The sequence below is a fragment of the Pseudomonas sp. 43NM1 genome (genome assembly GCF_002836905.1).
Taxonomy (GTDB): domain Bacteria; phylum Pseudomonadota; class Gammaproteobacteria; order Pseudomonadales; family Pseudomonadaceae; genus Aquipseudomonas; species Aquipseudomonas prosekii.
Genome location: NZ_MKGS01000080.1, coordinates 19,625 through 43,091 on the forward strand (window position 1 = coordinate 19,625; position 23,467 = coordinate 43,091).

Genomic DNA, 23,467 nt, shown 5'->3' on the forward strand with positions numbered 1-23,467 from the left:
TTACCAAGCCACGCCAAACCCTGCGGTGTAGCGCGTCTTGTTCAGATCGGCGTCATTGGTGCCACTGATGACATCGCGCTCAGCCTTGAGGTTAAGCGAAGCCCACTCGGTGACCTTGTAGCGCAAGCCCAATTCGGCATCCAGCGAGTAATCGGCTACGCCGGACAGCGGCTTGCCCAGTTCGCCGTTGGTGAAGAACTCGACTTTCTTGCCAATCAGGTAACGGTTGTAATCCCACTTCATCGCGACCGAATAGAAGTCGTCCTTGCCGCCATCGCTGTATTCGTAATCGGTGCGGTTGAGCAGCGAACCCAGCGAGAACGCGCCCAGTTCGTTATCCCAGAATTGATAACCCGGACCGGTACCGACGACGCGCTGACGGGACAACTCTTCAACCTTGTCGCGTTTGTAGTTCAAGCGACCCTGCCAGTACCAGTGATCGGTCAGGAAGCGGTCGAGGGAATACTCGGCGCGCCAGTTGTCGGTGGTGACCACGTCGTCCTGGAATTCGCGGTTGTACTCGCCTTCGGCAATGTGCCGCCAGCGACCATGGCGCGCGGAAGTCTTGAAGCCGACGTCGTAATCATCGGTGTCCTTCTCGGCGCGCTGATAGTCCAGCGCCATGTCGACGTTGCCCTTCCACACCAGATCTTCGACCACCGGTTTAGGCTTGAGAATCTGCTGGATACTCGCCAACTCGACAGTTTTCGGCGCTTCGCCATTGGCCAGGGTGACTTTGCCATCCTCGGCGGCTTGCAGCGATTTGGCCTTCTCGCCGTTGTAGGCGTCTTGCTTGACCAGCAGTTCCTGGTCGCTTTCCAGGGTTTTGACCTGCTTCCAGTCAATCGGGATAGCGCCGGCGTATGCGGTCTGGATCAGCAGTTTGCCGCCATCGAACACGGTGATCTTGCCGCTTAATTTGTCACCGTTTTTCAACCATACGGTGTCGGCGAGCAAAGGCGTGGAAGCACTGAAGACAGCGAGGCACAACAAGGTTCTGGACAACATAAGCGGATCGAAGGCTCTGGTTTGCGAAAAAAAGTCGGCATTATCCCTAGGAATAACGCGCTAGCAAGGACTGACCCGACTAATTCTATTGAGTTCATTTCTCAATTGGCACCGCAGGCTCTAATCTGGCGGCGATAAAAACCCATTTCCTCAGGTATTGCGGACGTGAACGACGTAACCAGCGAAACCGAAAGCCCGGCGCAAATCCGACGCACGGCACTCTATTTGACCCTGGCTCAAGTGCCCGAGGGCAAAGTCGTCAGTTACGGGCAATTGGCGCAATTGGCCGGACTCGGCCGGGCCGCGCGCTGGGTTGGGCGCACCTTGAGCCAATTGCCCGGCGACACCACCCTGCCCTGGCATCGCGTGCTCGGCACCGTTGGGAGAATCAGCTTGCCGGCGGGCAGCGCTTCCGGCGATGAACAACGTGCGCGTTTGCGCACCGAAGGCATCAGTGTCCTGAACAATCGTGTTGATATTCAGCGTCATGGCTGGCGCCCGGTAGAGCACAGCGGTTAGAGTGCGCGCTTTGTTTCCGTAATCTTGAGGCAGACTCCAGCCCATGCCCCGTAAAACCTGGCGCGCCGCGCTCGCCGCCTATGCCAGCCCTTCAACACTTGTGCTGTTGTTGCTTGGTTTCGCCGCCGGCCTGCCCTACATGCTGGTGTTTTCGACGTTGTCAGTCTGGTTGCGTGAAGCCGGTGTGGCTCGCGAAACCATCGGTTATGCAAGCCTCATCGGTTTGGCCTACGCCTTTAAATGGGTGTGGTCGCCGCTGCTCGATCAATGGCGCCTGCCACTGCTCGGCAAACTCGGCCGCCGCCGCTCGTGGCTGGTGCTTTCGCAATCATTGGTGATCCTCGGCCTGATCGGCATGGGTTTCTGCGATCCGCAGAAGCACCTGTCCTGGCTGATCGCGATTGCCGTGGTCGTCGCATTCGCCTCCGCCACGCAAGACATCGCGGTCGATGCCTATCGTCTGGAAATCGCCGACGACAGCCGCCAGGCCGCCCTCGCCGCCAGCTACATGTCCGGTTATCGCATTGCTGCGCTGCTGGCGACTGCGGGCGCGCTGTTCTTCGCCGAAGGTTTTGGCTCCACCGGTTTCAACTATCAGCACTCGGCGTGGGCCGGCACTTATGTGCTGTTCGGCGCGTTGATGATTCCTGCGCTGCTGACCACGCTGTTCATGCGCGAGCCACCGGTGCCGCTGCGCACTCAGTTGCAGGCCGGGCGCTACAGTTTTGTCCATCAATTGGCGTCGGTATTTGTCCTGATCGTGCTGTTGGTGTCGGTGCCGGCCATGTTCACTCAGCTCTACAACACCGATTTCGCCAGCGTGCTGTTCGGCGCCGAAAGCCTGCTCGACCTGCTGCTCGAAGACCGCGCGTTCCTGCGCGCAATCCTCTACATCACGCTGACCGCCATGTGCCTGTCAGCCATGGGCCGCCGTGGTCTGGCGCCGGTGCTGACGCCGATCAACGACTTCATTCTGCGTTACCGCTGGCAGGCCTTCCTGCTGCTCGGGCTGATCGCGACGTATCGGATGTCCGACACGGTGATGGGCGTAATGGCCAACGTCTTTTATATCGACCAGGGTTTCACCAAGGACCAGATTGCCAGCGTCAGCAAAATCTTCGGTTTGATCATGACGCTGGTCGGCGCTGGCATGGGCGGTTTGCTGATCGTGCGATTCGGCATTTTGCCGATCCTGCTGATCGGCGGCATCACGTCGGCGGGCACCAACCTGCTGTTCCTGATGCTGGCGGACATGGGGCCGGACCTGAACATGCTGATCCTGACCATTTCCCTCGACAACTTCAGCTCGGGTCTGGCGACTTCGGCGTTCGTCGCCTACCTGTCGAGCCTGACCAACCTCAAGTTCTCCGCCACCCAATACGCCCTGCTCAGCTCGATCATGCTCTTGCTGCCGCGCCTGATCGGCGGTTATTCCGGGGTCATGGTGGAGAAATTCGGCTATCACAACTTCTTCCTGATCACCGCGCTGCTCGGCGTTCCGACGCTGCTGCTGATCGCCCTGCACTGGTTCCAGGAGAGCCGCCGGGCCGGCCCAAAGCCGACACCTGAACCGGCACAAACGCCGGTCGCGGATCAGCCGTAGGAAAGATCTCCAATGGCGGGAGGATTCCCGCCATCGAGCCACACCGCCGGCCGCACTTCTGTACGTCAGCAGATCTCGCCCGTACAATGCTCCGTCATTTCTCGTCATCAGCAACCGACAACGGCCAACCATGCGCACCAGTCAATTTTTGCTCGCCACACAGAAAGAAACGCCTTCCGACGCGGTCGTGATCAGCCACCAGCTGATGCTGCGCGCCGGCATGATCCGCAAACTCGCCTCGGGCCTGTACACCTGGCTGCCGATGGGCTTGCGAGTAATGCGCAAGGTCGAAGCCGTCGTTCGTGAAGAAATGAACGCCGCCGGCTCGCTCGAAGTGTTGATGCCGAGCACTCAGCCGGCTGAGCTGTGGCAGGAATCCGGTCGCTGGGAAGAGTACGGCCCTGAGCTGCTGCGCTTCAAGGATCGTCACGGTCGCGATTTCTGCGCCGGCCCGACCCACGAAGAAGTGATCACCGACCTGATGCGCAACGAGTTGAGCAGCTACAAACAGCTGCCGATCAACGTGTTCCAGATCCAGACCAAATTCCGTGACGAAATCCGTCCACGCTTCGGCTTGATGCGCGGCCGCGAATTCATCATGAAGGACGCCTACTCCTTCCACGCGGATCAGCCATCGCTGCAGGTCACTTACGATCGCATGCACCAGGCCTACTGCAATATCTTCACGCGCCTGGGCCTGAAGTTCCGTCCTGTTGAAGCCGACAACGGCTCGATCGGCGGCGCCGGTTCCCACGAGTTCCACGTACTGGCCGAGTCCGGCGAAGACGATATCGTCTTCAGCAACGGTTCCGAGTACGCGGCGAACATCGAGAAGGCCGAAGCAGTGCCGCGCGAGACCTCCCGCGCCGCGCCTGCCGAAGAGCTGCGTCTGGTCGACACACCTAACGCCAAGACCATTGCGCAACTGGTCGAAGGTTTCGGTCTGCCGATCGAAAAAACCATCAAGACCCTCGTGGTTCACGCCGAAGAAGCGGGCAAGCTGATTGCCCTGATCATCCGTGGCGACCATGAGCTGAACGAAATCAAGGCATCCCAGCAGCCAGGCGTTGCCAGCCCGCTGGTGATGGCGTCCGAGAGTGAACTGCGCGACGCGATTGGCGCCGGTGCCGGCTCCCTCGGCCCGTTGAACCTGCCGCTGCCGATCATCATCGACCGCTCGGTTGAACTGATGAGCGACTTTGGCATTGGCGCCAACATCGACGACAAGCACTACTTCGGCGTGAACTGGGAGCGCGATCTGCCGGTTCCAACCGTGGCCGACCTGCGTAACGTTGTCGCTGGTGACCCGAGCCCGGATGGCCAGGGCACCCTGGAAATCAAGCGCGGTATCGAAGTCGGGCACATCTTCCAGCTGGGCAACAAGTACAGCAAAGCGATGAAGTGCGAAGTGCTGGGCGAGAACGGCAAGCCGGTGACCCTGGAAATGGGTTGCTACGGCATCGGCGTTTCCCGCGTGGTGGCTGCGGCCATCGAGCAGAACAGCGACGACAAAGGGATTATCTGGAGCGATACCCTCACCCCCTTCCAGATCGCTTTGGTGCCACTGCGCTACGACAACGAACAGGTTCGCGAAGCCACTGACACGCTGTACGCGCAATTGACCGCGGCCGGTTTCGAAGTGCTGCTGGACGATCGTGACAAGAAAACCAGCCCGGGCATCAAGTTCGCGGACATGGAGCTGATCGGCATTCCTCACCGGATCGTGGTCAGTGACCGCGGCCTCGCCGAAGGCAACCTGGAATACAAGAGCCGCACCGAGGCCGAGGCGCAAGCGCTGCCGGTCGCTGACGTGCTGTCCTTCCTCCAGGCGCGTATCCGCCGCTGACACCAGATAGAGAAGTCATGTTCAAGCGAAACACCTTAGGCCTCGGTGGTGCCGCCCTGTGCGGCACCCTGCTGGTCAGCGGTTGTGCCAATCAAATGTCGCAACGCAGCGAGCACGAGGAACGTGTCGAGCGCAAATTGCTCGATCACAGCCTGCAGATCGATGTCGGTGAGCCCAAGGTGCTTGAGCTGCCGCAACGGCGGGTGAAAATCCACGAGCAGAAATCCTTCGAAGTCACCGAGTTCGAGGTCACGCGCCATTACGACCGCTATACGCCTTACCAACCTTGGCGGGAGGTCTACGAGATCCCGCTGGGGATGGTCGCGGTGGTGGCCGGTGTCGGCGCGAACGTGGTCAACGTGTTCGCCCTCGGCAACCTGCCGGACAGCGTGACCAAGGATTGGCTGAGCTACGGTTTCGCCGGGATCAACCCGTTCATGAACGTGCAGTCTCACGGCCGCGCCCAGCAAAACCTCGCCGGCATCGACGAAGTTCAGCTGGACAAGCGCACCGAATATTCGAGCCTGCCGTGGAGCGAACGCCCGGTACAGGTCAAGGCTGGCAAGGAAACCTTCGAACTGAACACCGACAAGAACGGCGTGTTGCGCCTGAACCTGTTGGACAGTCCGTTCGCCGAACATGACATCAATCATCTGAGCCGGCTGCTGATCACCGTCGCCGACGCCCAGGACGACGTGCACACCGACTCGTCCCTGGCGGTCAGCAGCGGTTTGCGCGGCAAGCTACTCGAAGCGCACGGTTTGATTTACGACGATCTTGAAGACGACGAAGTGAGCCAGTGGGTACACCGGGTCAAACGTCTGTCGGAATTGGGTCTGGAAGAAGAAGCCAGTGAGCTGGAGCAAAGCCTGATCGAGCTGACACGCAACGATCCGGAGCTGCAAACCGAATTCCTCAAGTCATTGACCAAGGATGCCGGGCGACTGGTGGCGGATCCGAATCCGAATTAAAGGCAAAAGCTTCGCGGGCAAGCCTCGCTCCTACGGGTATCGTGTTTTCCTGTAGGAGCGAGGCTTGCCCGCGAAAGCGTCCTCACATTCACCGCATCAAAACCTGTCGCTACCGTTCAAACAACTCCATCTGCTCAAACCCTCCGCGCAAATCCTCCAGCCGCACCCCGACCCCCAACAACCGCACCGGTTTGCCGCCGCGATTGAACGCCTGGGTCAATAACAACTGATAACTGCCCAGATCCCGCCCTGCCCCGGCCTGTTCCAGCGTGGTTTGCGTGAAGTCATGGAATTTCACTTTGACGAACGGTTTGCCCGGCCGATAGCTGCTGTCGATCCGCGCCATGCGTCCGGCCAGGGTCTCGAGCAATTCGGGGAGTTTATCCAGACAACTGCGCAGATCCGGCAGATCGACGTCGTAGGTATTTTCGACGCTGATGGACTGCCGACGGTTGTCGTTGTGCACCGGTCGCTCATCTATCCCACGCGCCAGGCTCCAGAGTCGCTCACCAAAGCTGCCGAATTCACGCACCAGCGCCAATTTGTTCCACTCCCGCAAATGCGCGCAATCGACGATGCCGAGCCGTCCGAGCTTGTCGGCGGTGACCTTGCCCACGCCGTGCAACTTGCTCACCGGCAAACCGCTGACGAAATCCTCGACCTGATCGGGGGTAATCACGAACAGGCCGTTGGGCTTTTTCCAGTCACTGGCGATCTTCGCCAGAAACTTGTTCGGCGCCACGCCAGCAGACACGGTGATGTGCAGTTGATTGGAGACGCGACGACGGATGTCCTGGGCAATGCGCGTGGCGCTGCCGCCGAAGTGCGCGCTGTCGGACACGTCGAGGAAAGCCTCATCGAGGGAAAGCGGTTCGATAAGCTCGGTGTAATCGGTGAAGATCGTGTGAATTTCCTTCGATGCTTCTCTATAGGCGTCCATTCGCGGCTTGACGATGGTCAGGTCCGGGCACAGCTTCAAGGCATGCCCGGACGACATCGCCGACCGCACGCCATAGGCCCGCGCTTCGTAGTTACAGGTCGCAATGACGCCGCGCCGGTCCGCCGAACCACCCACCGCCAGAGGCTTGCCGGCCAGGCGCGGGTCATCACGCATCTCGATGGCGGCGTAGAAACAGTCACAGTCGACGTGGATGATTTTGCGTTGAGTCATATAAAAGCGGTGTTCTTGGCGAATAAATACAGCGTTAACGGGCCGGGCCGGCAGTATCTCACTGACACCTGTATATAGCACCAGTACTCTGAATCTTCTTTATTACGCGCAGGAAAAGGCCCTATGAATTTGTTTTATCAATCGAACACCCCCCTCCAATAGAGCTGCAGCCCTTGCCATGCCTGCCTTGTAGCGCTTTCACCCGCCCCTTTCCAATGCTAAGCGATTGAACAACAAGCGTTTTTCTTCACATTGAAGGTTGACACACTCGCGCTGCGCTGTAGAATGCCGACACACAGACGCGGGATGGAGCAGTCTGGTAGCTCGTCGGGCTCATAACCCGAAGGTCGTCGGTTCAAATCCGGCTCCCGCAACCAAACATCAAGAAAGGCTACTCGAAAGAGTGGCCTTTTTTGTGCGCGTCTATTTTGTCTGATTCAACACCTGGCCGCGCACAGGCAATAAAGCAGAAATCGTTCTGATTCCGATGCTTACCTGTCACTCGTCACCATCGGACGCTAATTCACGCTTATTTGACCTAATTCAAAGTTAACCGTTGACACCCCGGCGTTCCTCTGTAGAATGCCGCCACACAGACGCGGGATGGAGCAGTCTGGTAGCTCGTCGGGCTCATAACCCGAAGGTCGTCGGTTCAAATCCGGCTCCCGCAACCAAACATCAAGAAAGGCTACTCGAAAGAGTGGCCTTTTTTGTATCTGTCGAAAAAGTCCTTTCGCAACAATGATCTGTCACCGTGCAGTGAACCGTACTAGAACCGCCCTCGCCTTCAGGCCAGTCTATGCTGAGCCCTTGGCAGGCTGTGTACGACCGATGACGCGCGATCACCGAACAGCGGTGAGAGGCGTTACAATTTGTGATTATTTTTTTCTACAGGGATTGGTAACTTGGCTCGATACCTCCATCCTGTCGCGCACAATCCAAGAGGTGATTGATGCGCGCCAATTCGTCTGATCCACAAGACCCCGTCACCGCGACACAACCGATCAAAGCCGAGCGTTTGCGCCTGCTTGATCGGGTCAGCAAGTATCGCCAGCCTATTGGTCTGGCGGTCACCCTGCTGTTGTTCGCCATCGCGCTGATTGCCTGTCGCCATCTATTAAGCGAACTTGATCTGTATGCGCTGCACGACTCGATCCTGGAAGTGCCGAAACCGGCATTGATCGGTGCGCTGGCCGCGACCATCGTTGGCTTCGTCATTTTGCTCGGCTATGAATGGTCGGCCAGCCGCTACGCCGGCGTGACGCTTGCGCCGCGCACGTTGGCGCTGGGCGGCTTCACTGCATTCGCCATCGGTAACGCAATCGGCCTGTCGATGCTCTCGGGCGGCTCGGTTCGCTACCGTTTATATGCACGGCATGGTCTGGGCGCTGCCGACGTCGCGCACATGACGCTGTTTGCCAGCCTCTCGCTCGGTTGCGCGCTACCACCACTGGCAGCGCTCGCGACCTTGAGCAACCTGCCCGCCGCCTCTGCCGCGCTGGGACTTCCCGAGATTTTGCTCGGCGTGATCGCTGCTGCGGTGCTGCTGCTGACTGCGGTGCTGGCGATCGGCATTTACCGTCGGCGTTTGCCGGAACAGCCCTACCCGGACAACCTGCTGGTCAAGGCCGGCCGCCGCACGCTGCGCCTGCCGGGTCGGCGCCTGACTTTCCTGCAACTGGTGATCACCGCGCTGGACGTCGCCGCGGCCGCCACCGTGTTGTATCTGTTGCTGCCGGAAGCGCCGCCCTTCGGTGCGTTCCTGCTGGTTTACCTGCTGGCGCTGGCCGCCGGCGTGCTCAGCCATGTGCCCGGCGGCGTCGGCGTGTTCGAAGCGATTCTGCTCGCCGCGTTTGCCGACACGCTCGGCGCTGCGCCACTCGCCGCGGCGCTGCTGCTCTATCGTCTGATTTACGTGGTGCTGCCGCTGCTGGTCGCGTGCATCTTCCTGCTGATCAATGAAGGCCAGCGCCTGTTCCAATCGCGGCAGTCGCTGCGCGCGGCGTCCGGTCTGGCGGCGCCAATCCTTGCGTTGCTGGTGTTCTTGTCCGGCGTGGTGCTGCTGTTTTCCGGCGCGACTCCGGAGATCGACACCCGACTGGAACACATCGGTTTTCTGATCCCGCACCGCTTGGTCGACGCCTCGCACTTTGGTGCCAGCCTGATCGGCGTGCTGTGTTTGCTGCTGGCCCAAGGCCTGCGCCGCCGACTCTCGGCGGCATGGATGCTGACCACCATTCTGTTGCTGGTCGGCGCCCTGCTCTCGCTGCTCAAGGGTTTCGACTGGGAAGAAGCCTGCCTGATGACCCTCACCGCGAGCCTGCTCGGGGTGTTTCGCAGTTCGTTCTATCGCGCCAGCCGCCTGACTGAACTGCCGTTCTCGCCGCTGTATCTGGTCGCCAGCCTGTGCGTACTCGCGGCGTCAATGTGGCTGCTGCTGTTTGCGTATCAGGATGTGCCTTACAGCCATCAGCTCTGGTGGCAGTTCACCCTAGACGCCGATGCACCACGTGGTTTGCGCTCGCTGCTGGGCGCCGCCGTGCTGCTGGTGGTGGTTTCGCTGACCTGGTTGCTGCGTACGGCGCGTCCGGTGATTCATTTGCCGACCACCGAAGAGCTGGACCGCGCGGTGAAAATCCTCATGGCGTCGTCGCAACCCGACGGCGGCCTCGCGCTCACCGGCGACAAGGCGTTGCTGTTTCATCCCAACGACCAGGCGTTCCTGATGTACGCGCGCCGTGGCCGCAGCCTGGTGGCGTTGTACGACCCGATCGGTCCGAGCCAGCAACGTGCGGAAATGATCTGGCAGTTCCGCGACCTCTGTGACATCCACCACGCCCGCCCGGTGTTCTATCAGGTGCGCGCCGAGAACCTGCCGTACTACATGGACATCGGCCTGACCGCGATCAAGCTCGGCGAAGAAGCGCGGGTCGATCTGCATCGCTTTGATCTCGAAGCGAAGGGCAAAGAGATGAAAGACCTGCGCTACACCTGGAACCGTGGCACCCGCGACGGCTTGTCGCTGGAAATCCACGAACCGGGCCACGCACCGATGGATGAGCTGAAGGTGATTTCCGATGCCTGGCTGACCGGCAAGAACGTGCGCGAGAAAGGCTTCTCGCTCGGCCGTTTCAGCAATGAATACCTCAAGCATTTCCGTGTCGCGGTGATTCGTTTCGAAGGACGCCCGGTGGCATTCGCCAATCTGCTCGAGACTTACAGCCATGACTTGGCCAGCCTCGACCTGATGCGCGCGCACCCGGAAGCGCCGAAGCTGACCATGGAATTCATGATGGTCGGCCTGATTCAACATTATAAAAACCATGGATACGCACGTTTCAGCCTGGGCATGGTGCCGCTCTCGGGGCTACAACCCCGGCGTGGCGCACCGCTGACCCAGCGTCTGGGCTCGATGGTATTCCGCCGTGGTGAGCAGCTGTACAACTTCCAAGGCTTGCGCCGCTTCAAAGACAAATTCCAGCCTGACTGGGAACCCCGTTATATGGCCGTGCCCGCCGGACTCGATCCGCTGGTGGCGCTGGCCGATACTGCCGCCCTGATTGCAGGCGGCTTGACTGGATTGGTGAAACGCTGATGATTCAACGCTCCTTGCGGTACGTACTGGCGGCACTGGTAGTGCTGGCCCTGATTGCCGGTGGCGGTTACTGGTACATGAAACGCCCGGCACCGGAACCGACGCTCGAACAACTGCCGCCGGCCGATGGCGTCGCCATGACTCGCGTGATCCCCGGCACCACGCCGAAGGCTCAGGTGCTGGTGGCGGTGCCCGACGAACAGAAACTCAATGATCAGCAACTCAAGACCTTGAGCCGCAGCGGTTCGGCGCAGATCGTCCAGGTGATCCTGCCCAAGGATTGCCTGCTGCAAAGCCGCGCGCTGCAATCGGGTTTGCGCCAACTGCAAGGTCCGGCAACGCTGGTCAGCGGCATCGGCCCAGGCGCGGTGCTGGCGTGGCGCTGGTTGGCCGAGCAGAAGGACGACAAGGCTCAAGCGGTTTCCGTCGACCTCGCGCTGGAGAAACCCGGCTGCACGCACCTGCTGCCAAAAACTGCGACCCACGGCCACTGGCTGGCGGCCTGGAACGACAACCCGGATGACACCAGCGCAGGTTTTGTGCGCGATCAACCTAACGCCGAAACCAGCATCAGCGACTACGACATCAACCTGCCGCAAGTGCTGAACAACGAACTGCGCAAGATCCTCGTCGGCGGCGATAAAGCCGCAGGCGGCCTGCAGATTCCGGTCGTCGAAGTCCCGGCTGGCCAGGCCAAGGACACCGTCACCCTGTTCCTCTCCGGTGACGGCGGCTGGCGCGACCTCGACCGCGATGTGGCGGGCGAGATGGCCAAGATCGGCTACCCGGTGGTCGGCATCGACACCCTGCGCTACTACTGGCAGCACAAGAGCCCGGAGCAAAGTGCCCTCGACCTCGCCGAACTGATGCAGCACTACCGGCAGAAATGGGGCACCAAACGCTTCATCCTCACCGGCTACTCGTTCGGCGCCGACGTCCTCCCGGCGATCTACAACCGCTTGGAGCCAGCGGAGCAGCAACGCGTCGACGCGATCATTCTGCTGGCGTTCGCCCGCACCGGCAGCTTCGAGATCGAAGTCGAAGGCTGGCTCGGCAACGCCGGCAAAGAAGCCGCCACCGGCCCGGAAATGGCCAAACTGCCCGCCGACAAAGTGGTGTGCATCTACGGCGAAGAAGAAGTCGACGAGAGTGGCTGCACTGACAAGACTGCGGTGGGCGAAGCGATGAAATTGCCTGGCGGTCATCACTTCGATGAAAACTACCCGGCGCTGGCACAGCGGTTGGTGGACATCATCGTCAAGCGTCAGGCCAAGGAAGAAGCAGCGCAGGAGTGATGTGAGCCTCGCTGAATAAAAAGCCCCCGCAGCCTAAGGTTGCGGGGGCTTTTTCATTCCAGCAGACACCCTGCTTTCCTGTAGGAGTGAGCCTGCTCGCGATAGAGGCAGAGGCAACATTGATAGCGCATGATCCACCGCTATCGCGAGCAGGCTCGCTCCTACAGGGGATCTTTGTTCCTTCAAAATATGCACCAGACACAAAAAAGCCCCCGCTACCTCAACGGCAGCGGGGGCTTTTCTTCAAAGCTTACATCTCCACCTGCGTCCCCAGCTCAATCACCCGGTTCAACGGCAGATTAAAGAACCTCAGATTGCCGTTGGCGTTCTGCAACATGAACGCAAACAGTGCTTCGCGCCAACGTGCCATGCCTTCGAGTTTCGAGGCGATGACCGTCTCGCGACTGAGGAAGTAGGTGGTGCGCATCGGGCTGAAGTCCAGGTCATCGAGATGGCACAACTTCAGCGCTTGCGGCACGTCCGGCTCGTCGACGAAGCCGAAGTGCAGGATGACCCGGAAGAAGCCTTCGCCGTAGGCATCGACTTCAAAACGGCGTGATGCCGGCACGCGCGGGATGTCTTCGTAGACCACCGTCAGCAGCACCACTTGCTCGTGCAGCACCTGGTTGTGCAGCAAATTGTGCAACAGCGCGTGGGGCACGGCGTCGGGGCGCGCGGTGAGGAACACGGCGGTGCCCTGGACGCGATGCGGCGGTTGCACGGCGATGCTGCTGATGAAGATCGGCAGTGGCAGGCCGCCTTCGTCGAGACGTTCGACCAGCAGCTGTTTGCCGCGCTTCCAGGTGGTCATCAGGACGAATAGGACGATGCCGGCGATCACCGGGAATGCGCCGCCCTGGACGATTTTCGGTACGTTGGCGGCGAAGTACAGGCCATCGACGACGAGGAAACCAATCGACAATGGTACTGCGAGGATCGGTGGCCACTTCCACAGCAGCAACATCACCGCCGATACCAGCACGGTGGTCATCAGCATGGTGCCAGTCACCGCGACGCCGTACGCCGAGGCCAGCGCGCCCGAGGATTCGAAGCCCAGCACCAGCAGAATCACGCCAACCATCAGCGACCAGTTCACCGCGCCAATGTAGATCTGGCCCTGTTCGGCGCTGGAGGTGTGCTGGATGTGCATGCGCGGAATGTAGCCGAGCTGGATCGCCTGACGGGTCAGGGAGAATGCGCCGGAAATTACCGCTTGCGAAGCGATCACCGTGGCCAGTGTCGAGAGACCGACCAGCGGGATCAGCGCCCAGCTTGGCGCCAACAGATAGAACGGGTTGCGCGCCGCTTCAGGATCGCCGAGCAACAATGCGCCTTGGCCAAAATAGTTGAGCACCAGCGCGGGCAGCACGAGGATGAACCACGCGCGGGCAATCGGCTTGCGCCCGAAGTGGCCCATGTCGGCGTACAGCGCTTCGGCGCCGGTCAGCGCCAGCACCACCGCGCCGAGAATCGCCACGCCCATGCCCGGATGGACAATAAAGAAGCGCACGGCCCACACCGGGTTCATCGCCTGAAGCACTTCCGGGTGTTGCAGAATGCCGTAAACGCCGAGGGCGCCAAGCACGACAAACCAGGTGACCATGATCGGCCCGAACAGAATGCCGATGCGCGCGGTGCCGTGGCGCTGAATCAAAAACAGCGCCACCAGCACCACCAGCGACAACGGCACGACCCAATGGTCGATGCCATCGAATGCCAGCCCGAGGCCTTCGACCGCCGAGAGTACCGAGATCGCCGGGGTGATCATGCTGTCGCCGTAGAACAGCGCCGCGCCGATCAGCCCGCACACCACCAGCAAGGTCCGCAGTTTCGGATGCCCGGCGGCGGCGCGACGGGCCAGCGCGGTCAGGGCCATGATCCCGCCCTCGCCCTGGTTGTCGGCGCGCAGCACGAACATCATGTATTTGAACGAGACCACCCAGATCAGCGACCAGAAGATCAGCGCGAGGATGCCCAATACACCGTCGTGGTTGACCGGTACACCATAGGCGCCAGAGAAAACTTCCTTGAGCGTATACAGCGGGCTGGTGCCGATATCGCCGTAAACCACCCCAACCGCCGCGACCAGCATGCCGATCGGTTTTGCTGCCGAATGTTCGCCGCCCGCCGTCTGACTACTTGCCTGACCCATCCAAAACTCCTACTACTCAGACCCGGACTACTTATAAGAAGCACTATGCTTTGCCGTGCAGCATGCGCTGTTTTACTTCAGGTTACAGACGATTTGTTGACTGTAAAAATTCGATAAAGCTCAACGGCGCGAAGCATAGCGCAGCACTCGTCGCATTTCCCTCATAAAGCTGGTCAAGTGCCTCGCCCATCGCTAGAATTGCGCACTTTTTGATCAGAGGCACGCCAAGTGCCCGTCAGTCGCCTTGCCGTTCCCGGCTGGAGGCGTCAACAAATACCGAGGTTAGACATGTCCACCACTCCCGCCACGGCCAATCCAAAGGTTGGCTTCGTATCTCTGGGTTGCCCCAAAGCACTGGTCGACTCCGAGCGCATCCTTACCCAGCTGCGCATGGAAGGCTATGACGTCGTCTCCACGTACGAAGACGCCGATGTGGTGGTGGTCAACACCTGCGGTTTCATCGACTCGGCCAAGGCTGAATCGCTGGAAGTGATCGGCGAAGCGATCAAGGAAAACGGCAAGGTCATCGTCACCGGGTGCATGGGTGTCGAGGAAGGCAATATTCGCAAGGTCCACCCGAGCGTGCTCGCCGTGACCGGTCCGCAGCAATACGAGCAAGTGGTCAACGCCGTGCACGACGCTGTGCCGCCGCGTCAAGATCACAACCCGCTGATCGACCTGGTGCCGCCGCAAGGCGTGAAACTGACGCCGCGCCACTACGCGTACCTGAAGATTTCCGAAGGCTGCAACCATAGCTGCAGCTTCTGCATCATCCCGTCGATGCGCGGCAAACTGGTCAGCCGTCCGGTCGGCGACGTCCTCGACGAAGCGCAGCGTCTGGTCAAGGCCGGCGTCAAAGAGCTGTTGGTGATTTCGCAAGACACCAGCGCCTACGGCGTCGACGTCAAGTACCGCACCGGTTTCTGGAACGGCGCGCCGGTGAAAACCCGCATGACCGAACTCTGCGAAGCCCTGAGCTCGCTCGGTGTCTGGGTGCGTCTGCACTACGTTTACCCGTACCCGCACGTTGACGAGCTGATTCCGCTGATGGCCGCCGGGAAAATCCTGCCGTACCTGGACATCCCGTTCCAGCACGCCAGCCCGAAAGTCCTCAAAGCGATGAAGCGCCCGGCGTTCGAAGACAAGACCCTGGCGCGGATCAAGAACTGGCGCGAGATCTGCCCGGACCTGATCATCCGTTCGACCTTCATCGTCGGTTTCCCTGGCGAAACCGAAGAAGACTTCCAGTACCTGCTTAATTGGCTGACCGAAGCGCAACTTGATCGCGTCGGCTGCTTCCAGTACTCGCCGGTCGAAGGCGCCCCGGCTAACCTGCTGGACGCGGCCATCGTCCCGGACGACGTCAAGCAAGACCGCTGGGATCGCTTCATGGCGCACCAGCAAGCGATCAGCTCGGCGCGCCTGCAACTGCGTGTCGGCCGTGAAATCGAAGTGCTGGTCGATGAAGTCGACGAGCAAGGCGCGGTCGGCCGCTGCTTCTTCGATGCACCGGAAATCGACGGTAACGTATTTATCGACAACGGCAGCAATCTGAAGCCGGGCGACAAAGTCTGGTGCAAAGTCACCGACGCCGACGAATACGACTTGTGGGCTGAACAGATCTAACGCAAAAAAACCGCAAAGCCCCGCTCTCTCGACGAGATGCGGGGCTTTTTTCGGTCTATCGTTTTGTGAAGAACGGATTCGCCTCCATCATTCATCCATTCATCGGAGCCAGGCGGGCATGCGCCAGCACTCGGTCATTCATACGCCGAAACAAAGCGACTACGCAGAACTCACACGGGTCTGGGAGGCTTCGGTGCGCGCCACCCATGACTTTCTGCCCGACAGTTACATCGAACTGCTGAAGAACCTGGTGCTGACCCGTTACCTCGATGCGGTGATGTTGATTTGCACCAAAGACTCGCGCCAGCGCATCACCGGGTTTGCCGGGATCGCGGCGGGCAAGATCGAAATGCTCTTCATCGACCCGGCGCATCGCGGTCAGGGTTTGGGCAAACAGTTGCTGCATTATGCGCTGGAACACCTGAACGCTTACGAACTGGACGTCAACGAACAGAATCCACAAGCGCTGGGGTTTTACTTCAAGCAGGGTTTCGAGGTGATTGGCCGCACCGAGCATGACGGCATGGGCCAGCCCTATCCGCTGCTGCACATGCGTTTGCGACAGAACCAGCAACGTTCCAAGCATGGCTGACACAACACAAATCAAGTGCAGGAGTGAGCCTGCTCGCGCTAGCGGTGTGTCATTCAACAGCTAAATTGACTGAACCACCGCTATCGCGAGCAGGCTCACTCCCACAAAAAGCCGAACCTCGCAAATGGAGCCGGGATTAACCGGCGCCCAGCAGGTACAATGCCCACCCCTTTTTTGTTACGGCCCTGTCATGACTGACCCGATTCGTCTCTCCAAACGCCTCATCGAACTCGTCGGCTGTTCCCGTCGGGAGGCTGAGCTGTTCATCGAGGGCGGCTGGGTCACCGTTGACGGCGAAGTCATCGACGAGCCGCAATTCAAGGTCGAGAACCAGAAAGTCGAGCTCGACCCAGAGGCCAAGGCGACCGCGCCGGAGCCGGTGACCATTCTGCTCAACGTGCCCGTGGGCATGGACGCAGACACCGCGCTGGCAACCCTCAGCCCCGAGACCCTGAGCGATGAACACCGCTTCAGCAAGCGGCCGCTCAAGGGCCACTTCCTGCGCCTGACCGCCAGCACCGACCTGCAGGCCAACGCCAGCGGTCTGCTGGTGTTCACCCAGGACTGGAAGATCCTGCGCAAGCTCACGGCGGATGCGGCGAAAATCGAGCAGGAATATGTGGTCGAGGTTGAAGGCGACATGGTGGCTCACGGCCTCAATCGCCTGAACCACGGCCTCACTTACAAAGGCAAGGAGCTGCCGGCGGTCAAGGCCAGTTGGCAGAACGAGAACCGCCTGCGCTTCGCCATGAAAAACCCGCAACCGGGCGTGATCGCCCTGTTCTGCCAGGCCGTCGGCCTGAAGGTCGTCGCCATCCGTCGCATTCGCATCGGCGGCGTGTCCATCGGCAAAGTGCCGTTGGGCCAATGGCGCTACCTGTCCGGCAAAGAGAAGTTCTAAGACTTTTCACGCCGCCCTACATCTCGGCGCCGCTTTTTAGGCGGCGCCCACTGCCGATATCAGGATTGCACACCATGATTCATAACGACGTACTGCGCAGCGTGCGCTACATGCTCGACATCAGCGACAAGAAACTCATCGAGATCATCAAGATCGGCGGCATGGACGTGTCCATGGAAGACCTGCTGACCTACCTCGACAAGAAAGAAGAGGACGAGGAAGGTTTCGTGCGCTGCCCAGACGAAGTCATGGCGCACTTCCTCGATGGCCTGGTGATCTTCAAGCGCGGCAAGGACGAAAGCCGTCCGCCGCAGCCGATCGAAACGCCGGTGACCAACAACATCATCCTGAAGAAACTGCGCGTGGCCTTCGAACTGAAAGAAGACGACATGCACGCGATCCTCAAGGCGTCCGAGTTCCCGGTGTCCAAGCCTGAGCTGAGCGCGCTGTTCCGCAAGTTCGGCCACACCAACTACCGCACGTGCGGCGACCAGTTGCTGCGCAACTTCCTCAAAGGCCTGACCCTGCGCGTTCGCCCGCAGTAATAGCCGGCCCTCTGTAGGAGCGAGGCTTGCCCGCGAAGGCGTTTTCGCAATCGCCATCGCGAGCAGGCTCACGCCTACATTTGATCTGTGCCGCACGGGAGATCAGTGCGGGAGTGAGCCTGCTGGCGATGGCGGACTGACAGGCACCACCGATGTAACGGTCGATCGGGTTATCATGCCCGCCTCCATTCCCGCCTCGACCCAAACCATGACCTACAGCGTTTCCCCCATCGGCTTCGTGCGCTCCTGCTTCAAGGAGAAATTCGCCATCCCGCGCCAACCGCAACTGGCCCCGGCCGCGCGTGGTGTGCTGGAACTGGTGGCGCCGTTCGATCAGGGTGACGCGGTGCAAGGGCTGGAGCAGGTCAGTCATGTCTGGCTGCTGTTCCTGTTTCACCAGGCCATGGAAGAAAAACCGCGCCTGAAAGTCCGCCCGCCGCGTCTGGGCGGCAACAAGTCCATGGGCGTGTTTGCCACCCGCGCGACACATCGGCCGAATGGAATCGGTCAATCGGTGGTCAAACTGGACAAGGTCGAAGCCAATCGGCTGTTCATCTCCGGAATCGACCTGCTCGACGGCACGCCGATTCTCGACATCAAACCCTACGTGCCTTACGCCGACATCATCGACAGCGCCTCCAACAGCATCGCCAGTGCCGCACCGCAGCTGATTCCCGTGCAGTGGACGGATTCGGCGTTGCAGCAGGCGCATGGCCATGCTCAACGTCTGGATGAGCCGTTGGTGGCGTTGATCGAGCAGTGTCTGGCGCAAGACCCACGCCCGGCCTACCAGACTCCTGCGCCGGAACGCGAATATGGCGCGCAATTCTGGGACCTGGATGTGCGTTGGCATTATCCCGAGGCTGGTTTGATTCGCGTCCTCGAAGTTATCCCCGCGAACACTTAAACGCCGAAAACGAAAAAGCCCGCATTGCCTTCTCAGGCAATGCGGGCTTTTGCTTTATGTGGGAGCGAGCTTGCTCGCGATGAGGCCTTCACATTCAACATTGATGTTGACTGTTATAGCGCTATCGCGAGCAAGCTCGCTCCCACAAGGTCGCAGCGGGTTTACTTCTCGACGAACGCGCGCTCGATCAGGTAATCACCCGGCTCGCGCATCCGCGGCGAAACTTTCAGACCGAAGCTGTTCAGCACTTCGCTGGTTTCGTCGAGCATGCTCGGGCTGCCGCAGAGCATGGCGCGGTCGTCCTGCGGGTTGATCGGTGGCAGGCCGATGTCGCTGAACAGCTTGCCGCTGCGCATCAGATCGGTCAGACGACCTTCGTTCTCGAACGGCTCGCGGGTCACGGTCGGGTAGTAGATCAACTTGTCACGCAGGGCCTCGCCGAAGAACTCATTCTGCGGCAGGTGCTCGGTGATGAACTCGCGGTAAGCGACTTCGTTGACGTAACGCACGCCGTGGCACAGGATCACTTTTTCGAAACGCTCGTAGGTTTCCGGGTCCTGGATGACGCTCATGAACGGCGCCAGACCGGTACCGGTGCTGAGCAGGTACAAATGTTTGCCAGGCTTCAAGTCATCCAGCACCAGCGTGCCGGTAGGCTTCTTGCTGATGATGATCTCGTCGCCTTCCTTCAGATGCTGCAACTGGGAAGTCAGCGGGCCATCAGGCACCTTGATGCTGAAGAACTCCAAATGCTCTTCCCAGTTCGGGCTGGCAATCGAGTAAGCGCGCATAAGCGGGCGGCCATTGGGCTGTTGCAGGCCGATCATCACGAACTGACCGTTCTCGAAGCGCAGGCCCGGATCGCGGGTGCACTTGAAGCTGAACAGAGTGTCGTTCCAGTGGTGAACACTGAGGACACGCTCGTGGTTCATGTTGCTCATGTACGTGGGACTCCTGGAGATTGGTCTGCGCTGGCTGCGTGAAAAATGAACCGATGTGCGCAATTGCATCGCATTCTAATGGCAGCCACAATATCTGTTAACTGGATTATTAAGATAAGGGTTATCGGTTATATAGATATGCGATTTACTCTACGTCAACTTCAAGTCTTCGTCGCCGTTGCTCAGCAGGAAAGCGTGTCCCGTGCTGCGGGTCTGCTCAACCTCTCGCAATCGGCGGCCAGCACCTCGATCACCGAGCTGGAGCGCCAGTCCAGTTGCCAACTGTTCGACCGCGCCGGCAAACGCCTGAGCCTCAACGCCCTCGGCAAACAACTGTTGCCGCAAGCGGTGGCGCTGCTCGACCAGTCCAAAGAGATCGAAGACTTGCTCAACGGCAAATCCGGTTTCGGCTCGTTGGCGGTGGGGGCGACGCTGACCATCGGCAATTACCTGGCGACGTTGCTGATCGGCAGCTTCATGCAGCGCCACCCGGAAAGCCAAGTGAAACTGCACGTGCAGAACACTGCCAACATCGTGCAACAAGTCGCTCACTACGAAATTGATCTGGGTCTGATAGAAGGCGATTGCAGCCATCCGGACATCGAAGTGCAGAGCTGGGTCGAGGATGAACTGGTGGTGTTCTGCGCGCCGCAACATCCGCTGGCCAAACGCGGGATCGCGAGCATGGAAGAATTGAGTCACGAAGCGTGGATCTTGCGTGAACAAGGATCCGGCACGCGGCTGACCTTCGATCAAGCCATGCGTCACCATCGCAGCGCGTTGAATATTCGCCTCGAACTGGAACACACCGAAGCGATCAAACGCGCAGTGGAATCAGGTTTGGGGATTGGCTGCATTTCACGCCTGGCGCTGCGCGATGCGTTCCGCCGCGGCAGCCTGGTGGCAGTGGAAACGCCGGATCTGGACCTGGCGCGGCAGTTCTATTTCATCTGGCACAAACAGAAATTCCAGACACCGGCGATGCGCGAATTCCTCGAACTGTGCCGCGCTTTCACCGCTGGGGTTCAGCGCAGCGACGAGATCGTCCTGCCGACCATCGCTTAAAGCAGGATCACCGCCCACACCAGCGCAATCATGGTCAACGCCACGAACTGCGCGGCGCTGCCCATGTCTTTGGCGTTCTTCGACAGCGGGTGCAATTCAAGGGAAATGCGGTCGATGGCCGCTTCTACTGCCGAATTCAGCAACTCGACAATCAGCGCCAACAGGCACACGGCGATCAGCAACGCTTGCTCGACGCGGCTGACGTTCAGGAAGAACGAAAGCGGAATCAGAACGACGTTGAGCAACACCAGTTGCCGAAAAGCCGCCTCGCCGGTGAAGGCTGCGCGCAGACCGTCCAGTGAATAACCGGAGGCGTTGAGGATGCGTTTTAGGCCGGTCTGGCCTTTAAAAGGTGACATAGAGTGGGCAACTGACCAGAAAGGAGTGGGAAAGCTAGAGTAATCAAAGTCAAAAAAGCGTGAATAAGCGGCGCTTAATTGTTCGAAATTGACTCAAGTTGTTGCAAGAGCAAAGCAGCCTGGGTTCGGGTCCGCACATTCAGCTTGCGGAAAATCGCCGTGACATGCGCCTTGATGGTCGCTTCGGACACGCTCAGCTCATAGGCGATCTGCTTGTTCAGCAAACCCTCGCAGACCATCGTCAATACGCGAAACTGCTGCGGCGTCAGGCTCGCAAGCCCTTCACTGGCAGCCTTGGCCTCGGCGGACACACTCACCGCTTCAAACGCCTGCGGCGGCCAGAACACATCGCCATCCAGCACGGCACGCACGGCTTTTTGAATAACCCCGAGGTCGCTCGACTTCGGAATAAAACCACTGGCGCCGAACTCACGGGACTTGACCATGATCGTCGCTTCTTCCTGCGCCGAAATCATTACCACCGGGATCTGCGGGTATTGCCCGCGCAGCAGCACCAGCCCGGAAAAACCGTAGGCGCCGGGCATGTTCAGGTCCAGCAGCACCAGATCCCAATCGGCCTTTTCGTCGAGACGGGTTTCCAACTCGGCAATGCTCGCCACTTCTACCAGACGCACGTCGGGGCCCAGGCCCAGGGTCAGCGCCTGGTGCAGCGCACTACGAAAAAGAGGATGGTCATCGGCAATCAGGATTTCGTATGTGGCCATTTTTCAAATGATCCTGTTTTTTCATGGGACGCCTGATGCATTCAGGCCTCGCCAAAACAACTCTGGGTGCAGCCACGGAGCGGCACCAACAGGGCACGTTCAACGCCAATTACGTGGGCTGATCAAGCAGTTCCCGGACGTAAGAAGTCGGCGTATCAAACTTTGGCCGCACCCCAATCGGCGCCAAGCATGCCCAGCCAAACAAGGGTGGTCAAGGTGCGTTGCCGGGACAGTTCTTTGCAGTATGGGCGACAATCAGCCGATCACTGGCGCCGTGTTCTGCACGAATGGCTTCAGCTCGGCGTGCGCCGGTGTTTCAACGTTCATTTCCAGCTGTTGCTTGGCGTCCAGATAATGTTGGCTGAAGACGTCGAAGTAAGCGTCCAGCGCCGAGGCCGCAGCGCTGTCGCCCGCCAGGTCCAGGCACAACGCGGCCACTTCCGCGGTGCACAAATGCTCGCTGCGGGTCGAGCGGCGCAAGCGGTAACGCGAGAGTTTTTCCGGCAACAGGCTGAGGATCGGCAGGCGATCGAAATAAGGGCTTTTGCGGAAAATCTTCCGCGCTTCGGTCCACGTGGCGTCGAGCAGAATGAACAGCGGACGCTTGCTGCTATCGACGTCGACGGTATTGGTCACCCGCTCGGGTTCGACATATTCGCCGGGAAACACCAGATACGGTTGCCATTGCGGATCGGCCAGCAAATCCAGCAACTGCTGATCGGTTTCGGTGCGCGACCATATAAAGGCATGGTTATCGCGCACCACGTCGGCAATCAGCCAACCGGTGTTGCTCGGTTTGAACACTTCCTTGTTGGTCATGATCAGGCACACGCCCGAACGCGTTTCGACCTGCGGACGCCACGCGCACAGGCAATGGCTCTCGATCACGCGGCAGGCGCGGCACCGCGTTGCCCGCCAGCCACGGGCCTGAATCGGCTTGATACCTTCCTCTTCGCGCTGATCGCGCAAACGGGCCACGGCGTTTATCGCAAACTTGGCAGGCACGGGATTCATCGCAGGCAACGCCGACAGGCAAGGTAAATCGACACAAAAAGGCACTCGGCAACGTGGAAAGTGCCGCAGTTTATCAGAGCGGCCGGCGCAAGCCTGTACCGTCCGGGCCCGCTCCCCTATAATTCGCCGCCACTGAACGCACAGTCATGTGGCTGGTCGAAATCACCAGTCACTGAACCAGGAGAGTTTCATGCTGCGCCTTATCGTTCCCACCGCTGCCGTTTTGCTGGCGTCGTCCTTCAGCGCTCAAGCTGCTTCCTTGAGTGAGCAAAATCTCAGTCGAGAACTGCGCAACGTCGCCGCACAGAGCAGCGTCGGCACGCCACGGGCAATCAACGAAGACATTCTTGATCAGGGCTACACCGTTGAAGGCACTACGCTGATCAACCACCTGAGCGTGCAAAGCAGCCATGCCGACAAAATGCGCGCTGACCCCAAAGCCGTGTATTTCCAGCTGGGCGCCTCGGTCTGCAACAATCCATCGTTCCGCAAACTGATGGCCAAAGGCGCGGTGATGCGTTACGACTTCACCGAAGTGAAGACCAACCGCAACGTCGGCTCTGCCAGCTATCAGGAATCCGATTGCCCGAAAGCCGGTCCGGCGAAGAAGAAGTAATTATCGGAAGCAGCAG

At 59.8% G+C, this 23,467-nt stretch carries 20 protein-coding genes and 2 tRNA genes; 15 read left to right on the top strand and 7 right to left on the bottom strand.

The window, feature by feature from the left end; all coding sequences use genetic code 11:
• Window positions 1–1,008 carry a DUF481 domain-containing protein gene (locus BI292_RS08665; RefSeq protein WP_092272241.1) on the bottom strand — a complete coding sequence of 336 codons (1,008 nt, stop codon included), beginning with the start codon at window positions 1,006–1,008 and terminating at the stop codon, window positions 1–3.
• A gap of 165 nt (window positions 1,009–1,173) precedes the next feature.
• Here BI292_RS08665 and BI292_RS08670 point away from each other — a divergent pair, with 165 nt between their 5' ends.
• The 4 genes from BI292_RS08670 to BI292_RS08685 all read left to right on the top strand — a co-directional run bounded on the left by BI292_RS08670 (window position 1,174) and on the right by BI292_RS08685 (window position 5,947).
• A complete protein-coding gene (locus tag BI292_RS08670; protein ID WP_101207627.1) occupies window positions 1,174–1,527 on the top strand; it encodes an MGMT family protein in 354 nt (117 codons plus the stop codon).
• A 43-nt stretch (window positions 1,528–1,570) separates the two neighbouring features.
• Complete coding sequence (locus tag BI292_RS08675) at window positions 1,571–3,130, top strand: AmpG family muropeptide MFS transporter (protein ID WP_092272247.1); 1,560 nt, start codon at window positions 1,571–1,573, stop codon at window positions 3,128–3,130.
• 130 nt (window positions 3,131–3,260) lie between these two features.
• A complete protein-coding gene (locus BI292_RS08680) occupies window positions 3,261–4,976 on the top strand; it encodes a proline--tRNA ligase (RefSeq protein ID WP_101207628.1) in 1,716 nt (571 codons plus the stop codon).
• 17 nt (window positions 4,977–4,993) lie between these two features.
• On the top strand, window positions 4,994–5,947 hold the full coding sequence (locus tag BI292_RS08685; protein WP_092272253.1) for a hypothetical protein: 954 nt from the start codon (window positions 4,994–4,996) through the stop codon (window positions 5,945–5,947).
• A gap of 109 nt (window positions 5,948–6,056) precedes the next feature.
• On the opposite strand, the gene dinB is transcribed toward BI292_RS08685, so the two are convergent.
• On the bottom strand, window positions 6,057–7,118 hold the full coding sequence (gene dinB / locus BI292_RS08690) for a DNA polymerase IV (protein ID WP_101207629.1): 1,062 nt from the start codon (window positions 7,116–7,118) through the stop codon (window positions 6,057–6,059).
• A gap of 300 nt (window positions 7,119–7,418) precedes the next feature.
• On the opposite strand from dinB, the gene BI292_RS08695 reads away from it, so the two are divergent.
• From BI292_RS08695 to BI292_RS08710, 4 genes are all read left to right on the top strand, one after another.
• A tRNA-Met gene (locus BI292_RS08695) sits at window positions 7,419–7,495 on the top strand.
• Window positions 7,496–7,715: 220 nt separating this feature from the next.
• Window positions 7,716–7,792: transfer RNA gene (locus tag BI292_RS08700), tRNA-Met, on the top strand.
• A 278-nt stretch (window positions 7,793–8,070) separates the two neighbouring features.
• Window positions 8,071–10,713, top strand: a complete 2,643-nt coding sequence (mprF, locus tag BI292_RS08705; RefSeq protein WP_101207630.1) for a bifunctional lysylphosphatidylglycerol flippase/synthetase MprF — start codon at window positions 8,071–8,073, stop codon at window positions 10,711–10,713.
• The gene (locus BI292_RS08710; protein WP_101207631.1) at window positions 10,713–12,008 is read left to right on the top strand and encodes a virulence factor family protein; all 1,296 of its coding nucleotides are present in this window, start codon (window positions 10,713–10,715) and stop codon (window positions 12,006–12,008) included. The genes mprF and BI292_RS08710 overlap by 1 nt, the downstream gene beginning before the upstream one ends.
• A gap of 250 nt (window positions 12,009–12,258) precedes the next feature.
• On the opposite strand, the gene BI292_RS08715 is transcribed toward BI292_RS08710, so the two are convergent.
• Window positions 12,259–14,160, bottom strand: a complete 1,902-nt coding sequence (locus BI292_RS08715; protein WP_092272277.1) for a potassium transporter Kup — start codon at window positions 14,158–14,160, stop codon at window positions 12,259–12,261.
• A 288-nt stretch (window positions 14,161–14,448) separates the two neighbouring features.
• Here BI292_RS08715 and rimO point away from each other — a divergent pair, with 288 nt between their 5' ends.
• From rimO to tsaA, 5 genes are all read left to right on the top strand, one after another.
• Window positions 14,449–15,786: a 30S ribosomal protein S12 methylthiotransferase RimO gene (gene rimO / locus BI292_RS08725; protein ID WP_092272280.1), complete on the top strand. Its 1,338-nt coding sequence runs from the start codon at window positions 14,449–14,451 to the stop codon at window positions 15,784–15,786.
• 118 nt (window positions 15,787–15,904) lie between these two features.
• Complete coding sequence (locus tag BI292_RS08730; RefSeq protein ID WP_101207632.1) at window positions 15,905–16,378, top strand: GNAT family N-acetyltransferase; 474 nt, start codon at window positions 15,905–15,907, stop codon at window positions 16,376–16,378.
• Between the two features lie 190 nt (window positions 16,379–16,568).
• Window positions 16,569–17,279 (top strand): rRNA pseudouridine synthase, encoded by a 711-nt coding sequence (locus BI292_RS08735; RefSeq protein ID WP_092272286.1) that lies wholly within the window; start codon window positions 16,569–16,571, stop codon window positions 17,277–17,279.
• 74 nt (window positions 17,280–17,353) lie between these two features.
• Complete coding sequence (locus BI292_RS08740) at window positions 17,354–17,824, top strand: DUF1456 family protein (RefSeq protein WP_092272289.1); 471 nt, start codon at window positions 17,354–17,356, stop codon at window positions 17,822–17,824.
• A gap of 208 nt (window positions 17,825–18,032) precedes the next feature.
• A complete protein-coding gene (tsaA, locus tag BI292_RS08745) occupies window positions 18,033–18,731 on the top strand; it encodes a tRNA (N6-threonylcarbamoyladenosine(37)-N6)-methyltransferase TrmO (protein WP_101207633.1) in 699 nt (232 codons plus the stop codon).
• A 161-nt stretch (window positions 18,732–18,892) separates the two neighbouring features.
• Here tsaA and fpr read toward each other — a convergent pair whose 3' ends face one another.
• Window positions 18,893–19,672 (bottom strand): ferredoxin-NADP reductase, encoded by a 780-nt coding sequence (fpr, locus tag BI292_RS08750; protein WP_003443014.1) that lies wholly within the window; start codon window positions 19,670–19,672, stop codon window positions 18,893–18,895.
• A gap of 138 nt (window positions 19,673–19,810) precedes the next feature.
• Here fpr and BI292_RS08755 point away from each other — a divergent pair, with 138 nt between their 5' ends.
• Entirely contained in the window at window positions 19,811–20,737 is a 927-nt protein-coding gene (locus tag BI292_RS08755; protein ID WP_178076554.1) for a LysR family transcriptional regulator, read from the top strand.
• Here BI292_RS08755 and BI292_RS08760 read toward each other — a convergent pair.
• From BI292_RS08760 to BI292_RS08770, 3 genes are all read right to left on the bottom strand, one after another.
• Entirely contained in the window at window positions 20,734–21,096 is a 363-nt protein-coding gene (locus BI292_RS08760) for a diacylglycerol kinase (RefSeq protein WP_092272298.1), read from the bottom strand. The two genes, BI292_RS08755 and BI292_RS08760, sit on opposite strands and share 4 nt — an antisense overlap.
• A gap of 74 nt (window positions 21,097–21,170) precedes the next feature.
• Window positions 21,171–21,821, bottom strand: a complete 651-nt coding sequence (erdR, locus tag BI292_RS08765; protein ID WP_092272301.1) for a response regulator transcription factor ErdR — start codon at window positions 21,819–21,821, stop codon at window positions 21,171–21,173.
• Window positions 21,822–22,076: 255 nt separating this feature from the next.
• The gene (locus tag BI292_RS08770; RefSeq protein WP_092272304.1) at window positions 22,077–22,835 is read right to left on the bottom strand and encodes a tRNA-uridine aminocarboxypropyltransferase; all 759 of its coding nucleotides are present in this window, start codon (window positions 22,833–22,835) and stop codon (window positions 22,077–22,079) included.
• Window positions 22,836–23,025: 190 nt separating this feature from the next.
• On the opposite strand from BI292_RS08770, the gene BI292_RS08775 reads away from it, so the two are divergent.
• Complete coding sequence (locus BI292_RS08775) at window positions 23,026–23,451, top strand: PA3611 family quorum-sensing-regulated virulence factor (protein WP_092272307.1); 426 nt, start codon at window positions 23,026–23,028, stop codon at window positions 23,449–23,451.
• The last annotated feature ends 16 nt before the right edge of the window (window positions 23,452–23,467 follow it).

Bases quoted from the DNA above. Each gene is read 5' to 3' on its own strand.
- BI292_RS08665 (WP_092272241.1), bottom strand. From the start codon at position 1,008: ATGTTGTCCAGAACCTTGTTGTGCCTCGCTGTCTTCAGTGCTTCCACG.
- BI292_RS08675 (WP_092272247.1), top strand. From the start codon at position 1,571: ATGCCCCGTAAAACCTGGCGCGCCGCGCTCGCCGCCTATGCCAGCCCT.
- BI292_RS08680 (WP_101207628.1), top strand. From the start codon at position 3,261: ATGCGCACCAGTCAATTTTTGCTCGCCACACAGAAAGAAACGCCTTCC.
- BI292_RS08685 (WP_092272253.1), top strand. From the start codon at position 4,994: ATGTTCAAGCGAAACACCTTAGGCCTCGGTGGTGCCGCCCTGTGCGGC.
- dinB (WP_101207629.1), bottom strand. From the start codon at position 7,118: ATGACTCAACGCAAAATCATCCACGTCGACTGTGACTGTTTCTACGCC.
- mprF (WP_101207630.1), top strand. From the start codon at position 8,071: ATGCGCGCCAATTCGTCTGATCCACAAGACCCCGTCACCGCGACACAA.
- BI292_RS08710 (WP_101207631.1), top strand. From the start codon at position 10,713: ATGATTCAACGCTCCTTGCGGTACGTACTGGCGGCACTGGTAGTGCTG.
- BI292_RS08715 (WP_092272277.1), bottom strand. From the start codon at position 14,160: ATGGGTCAGGCAAGTAGTCAGACGGCGGGCGGCGAACATTCGGCAGCA.
- rimO (WP_092272280.1), top strand. From the start codon at position 14,449: ATGTCCACCACTCCCGCCACGGCCAATCCAAAGGTTGGCTTCGTATCT.
- BI292_RS08730 (WP_101207632.1), top strand. From the start codon at position 15,905: ATGCGCCAGCACTCGGTCATTCATACGCCGAAACAAAGCGACTACGCA.
- BI292_RS08735 (WP_092272286.1), top strand. From the start codon at position 16,569: ATGACTGACCCGATTCGTCTCTCCAAACGCCTCATCGAACTCGTCGGC.
- BI292_RS08740 (WP_092272289.1), top strand. From the start codon at position 17,354: ATGATTCATAACGACGTACTGCGCAGCGTGCGCTACATGCTCGACATC.
- tsaA (WP_101207633.1), top strand. From the start codon at position 18,033: ATGACCTACAGCGTTTCCCCCATCGGCTTCGTGCGCTCCTGCTTCAAG.
- fpr (WP_003443014.1), bottom strand. From the start codon at position 19,672: ATGAGCAACATGAACCACGAGCGTGTCCTCAGTGTTCACCACTGGAAC.
- BI292_RS08755 (WP_178076554.1), top strand. From the start codon at position 19,811: ATGCGATTTACTCTACGTCAACTTCAAGTCTTCGTCGCCGTTGCTCAG.
- BI292_RS08760 (WP_092272298.1), bottom strand. From the start codon at position 21,096: ATGTCACCTTTTAAAGGCCAGACCGGCCTAAAACGCATCCTCAACGCC.
- erdR (WP_092272301.1), bottom strand. From the start codon at position 21,821: ATGGCCACATACGAAATCCTGATTGCCGATGACCATCCTCTTTTTCGT.
- BI292_RS08770 (WP_092272304.1), bottom strand. From the start codon at position 22,835: ATGAATCCCGTGCCTGCCAAGTTTGCGATAAACGCCGTGGCCCGTTTG.
- BI292_RS08775 (WP_092272307.1), top strand. From the start codon at position 23,026: ATGCTGCGCCTTATCGTTCCCACCGCTGCCGTTTTGCTGGCGTCGTCC.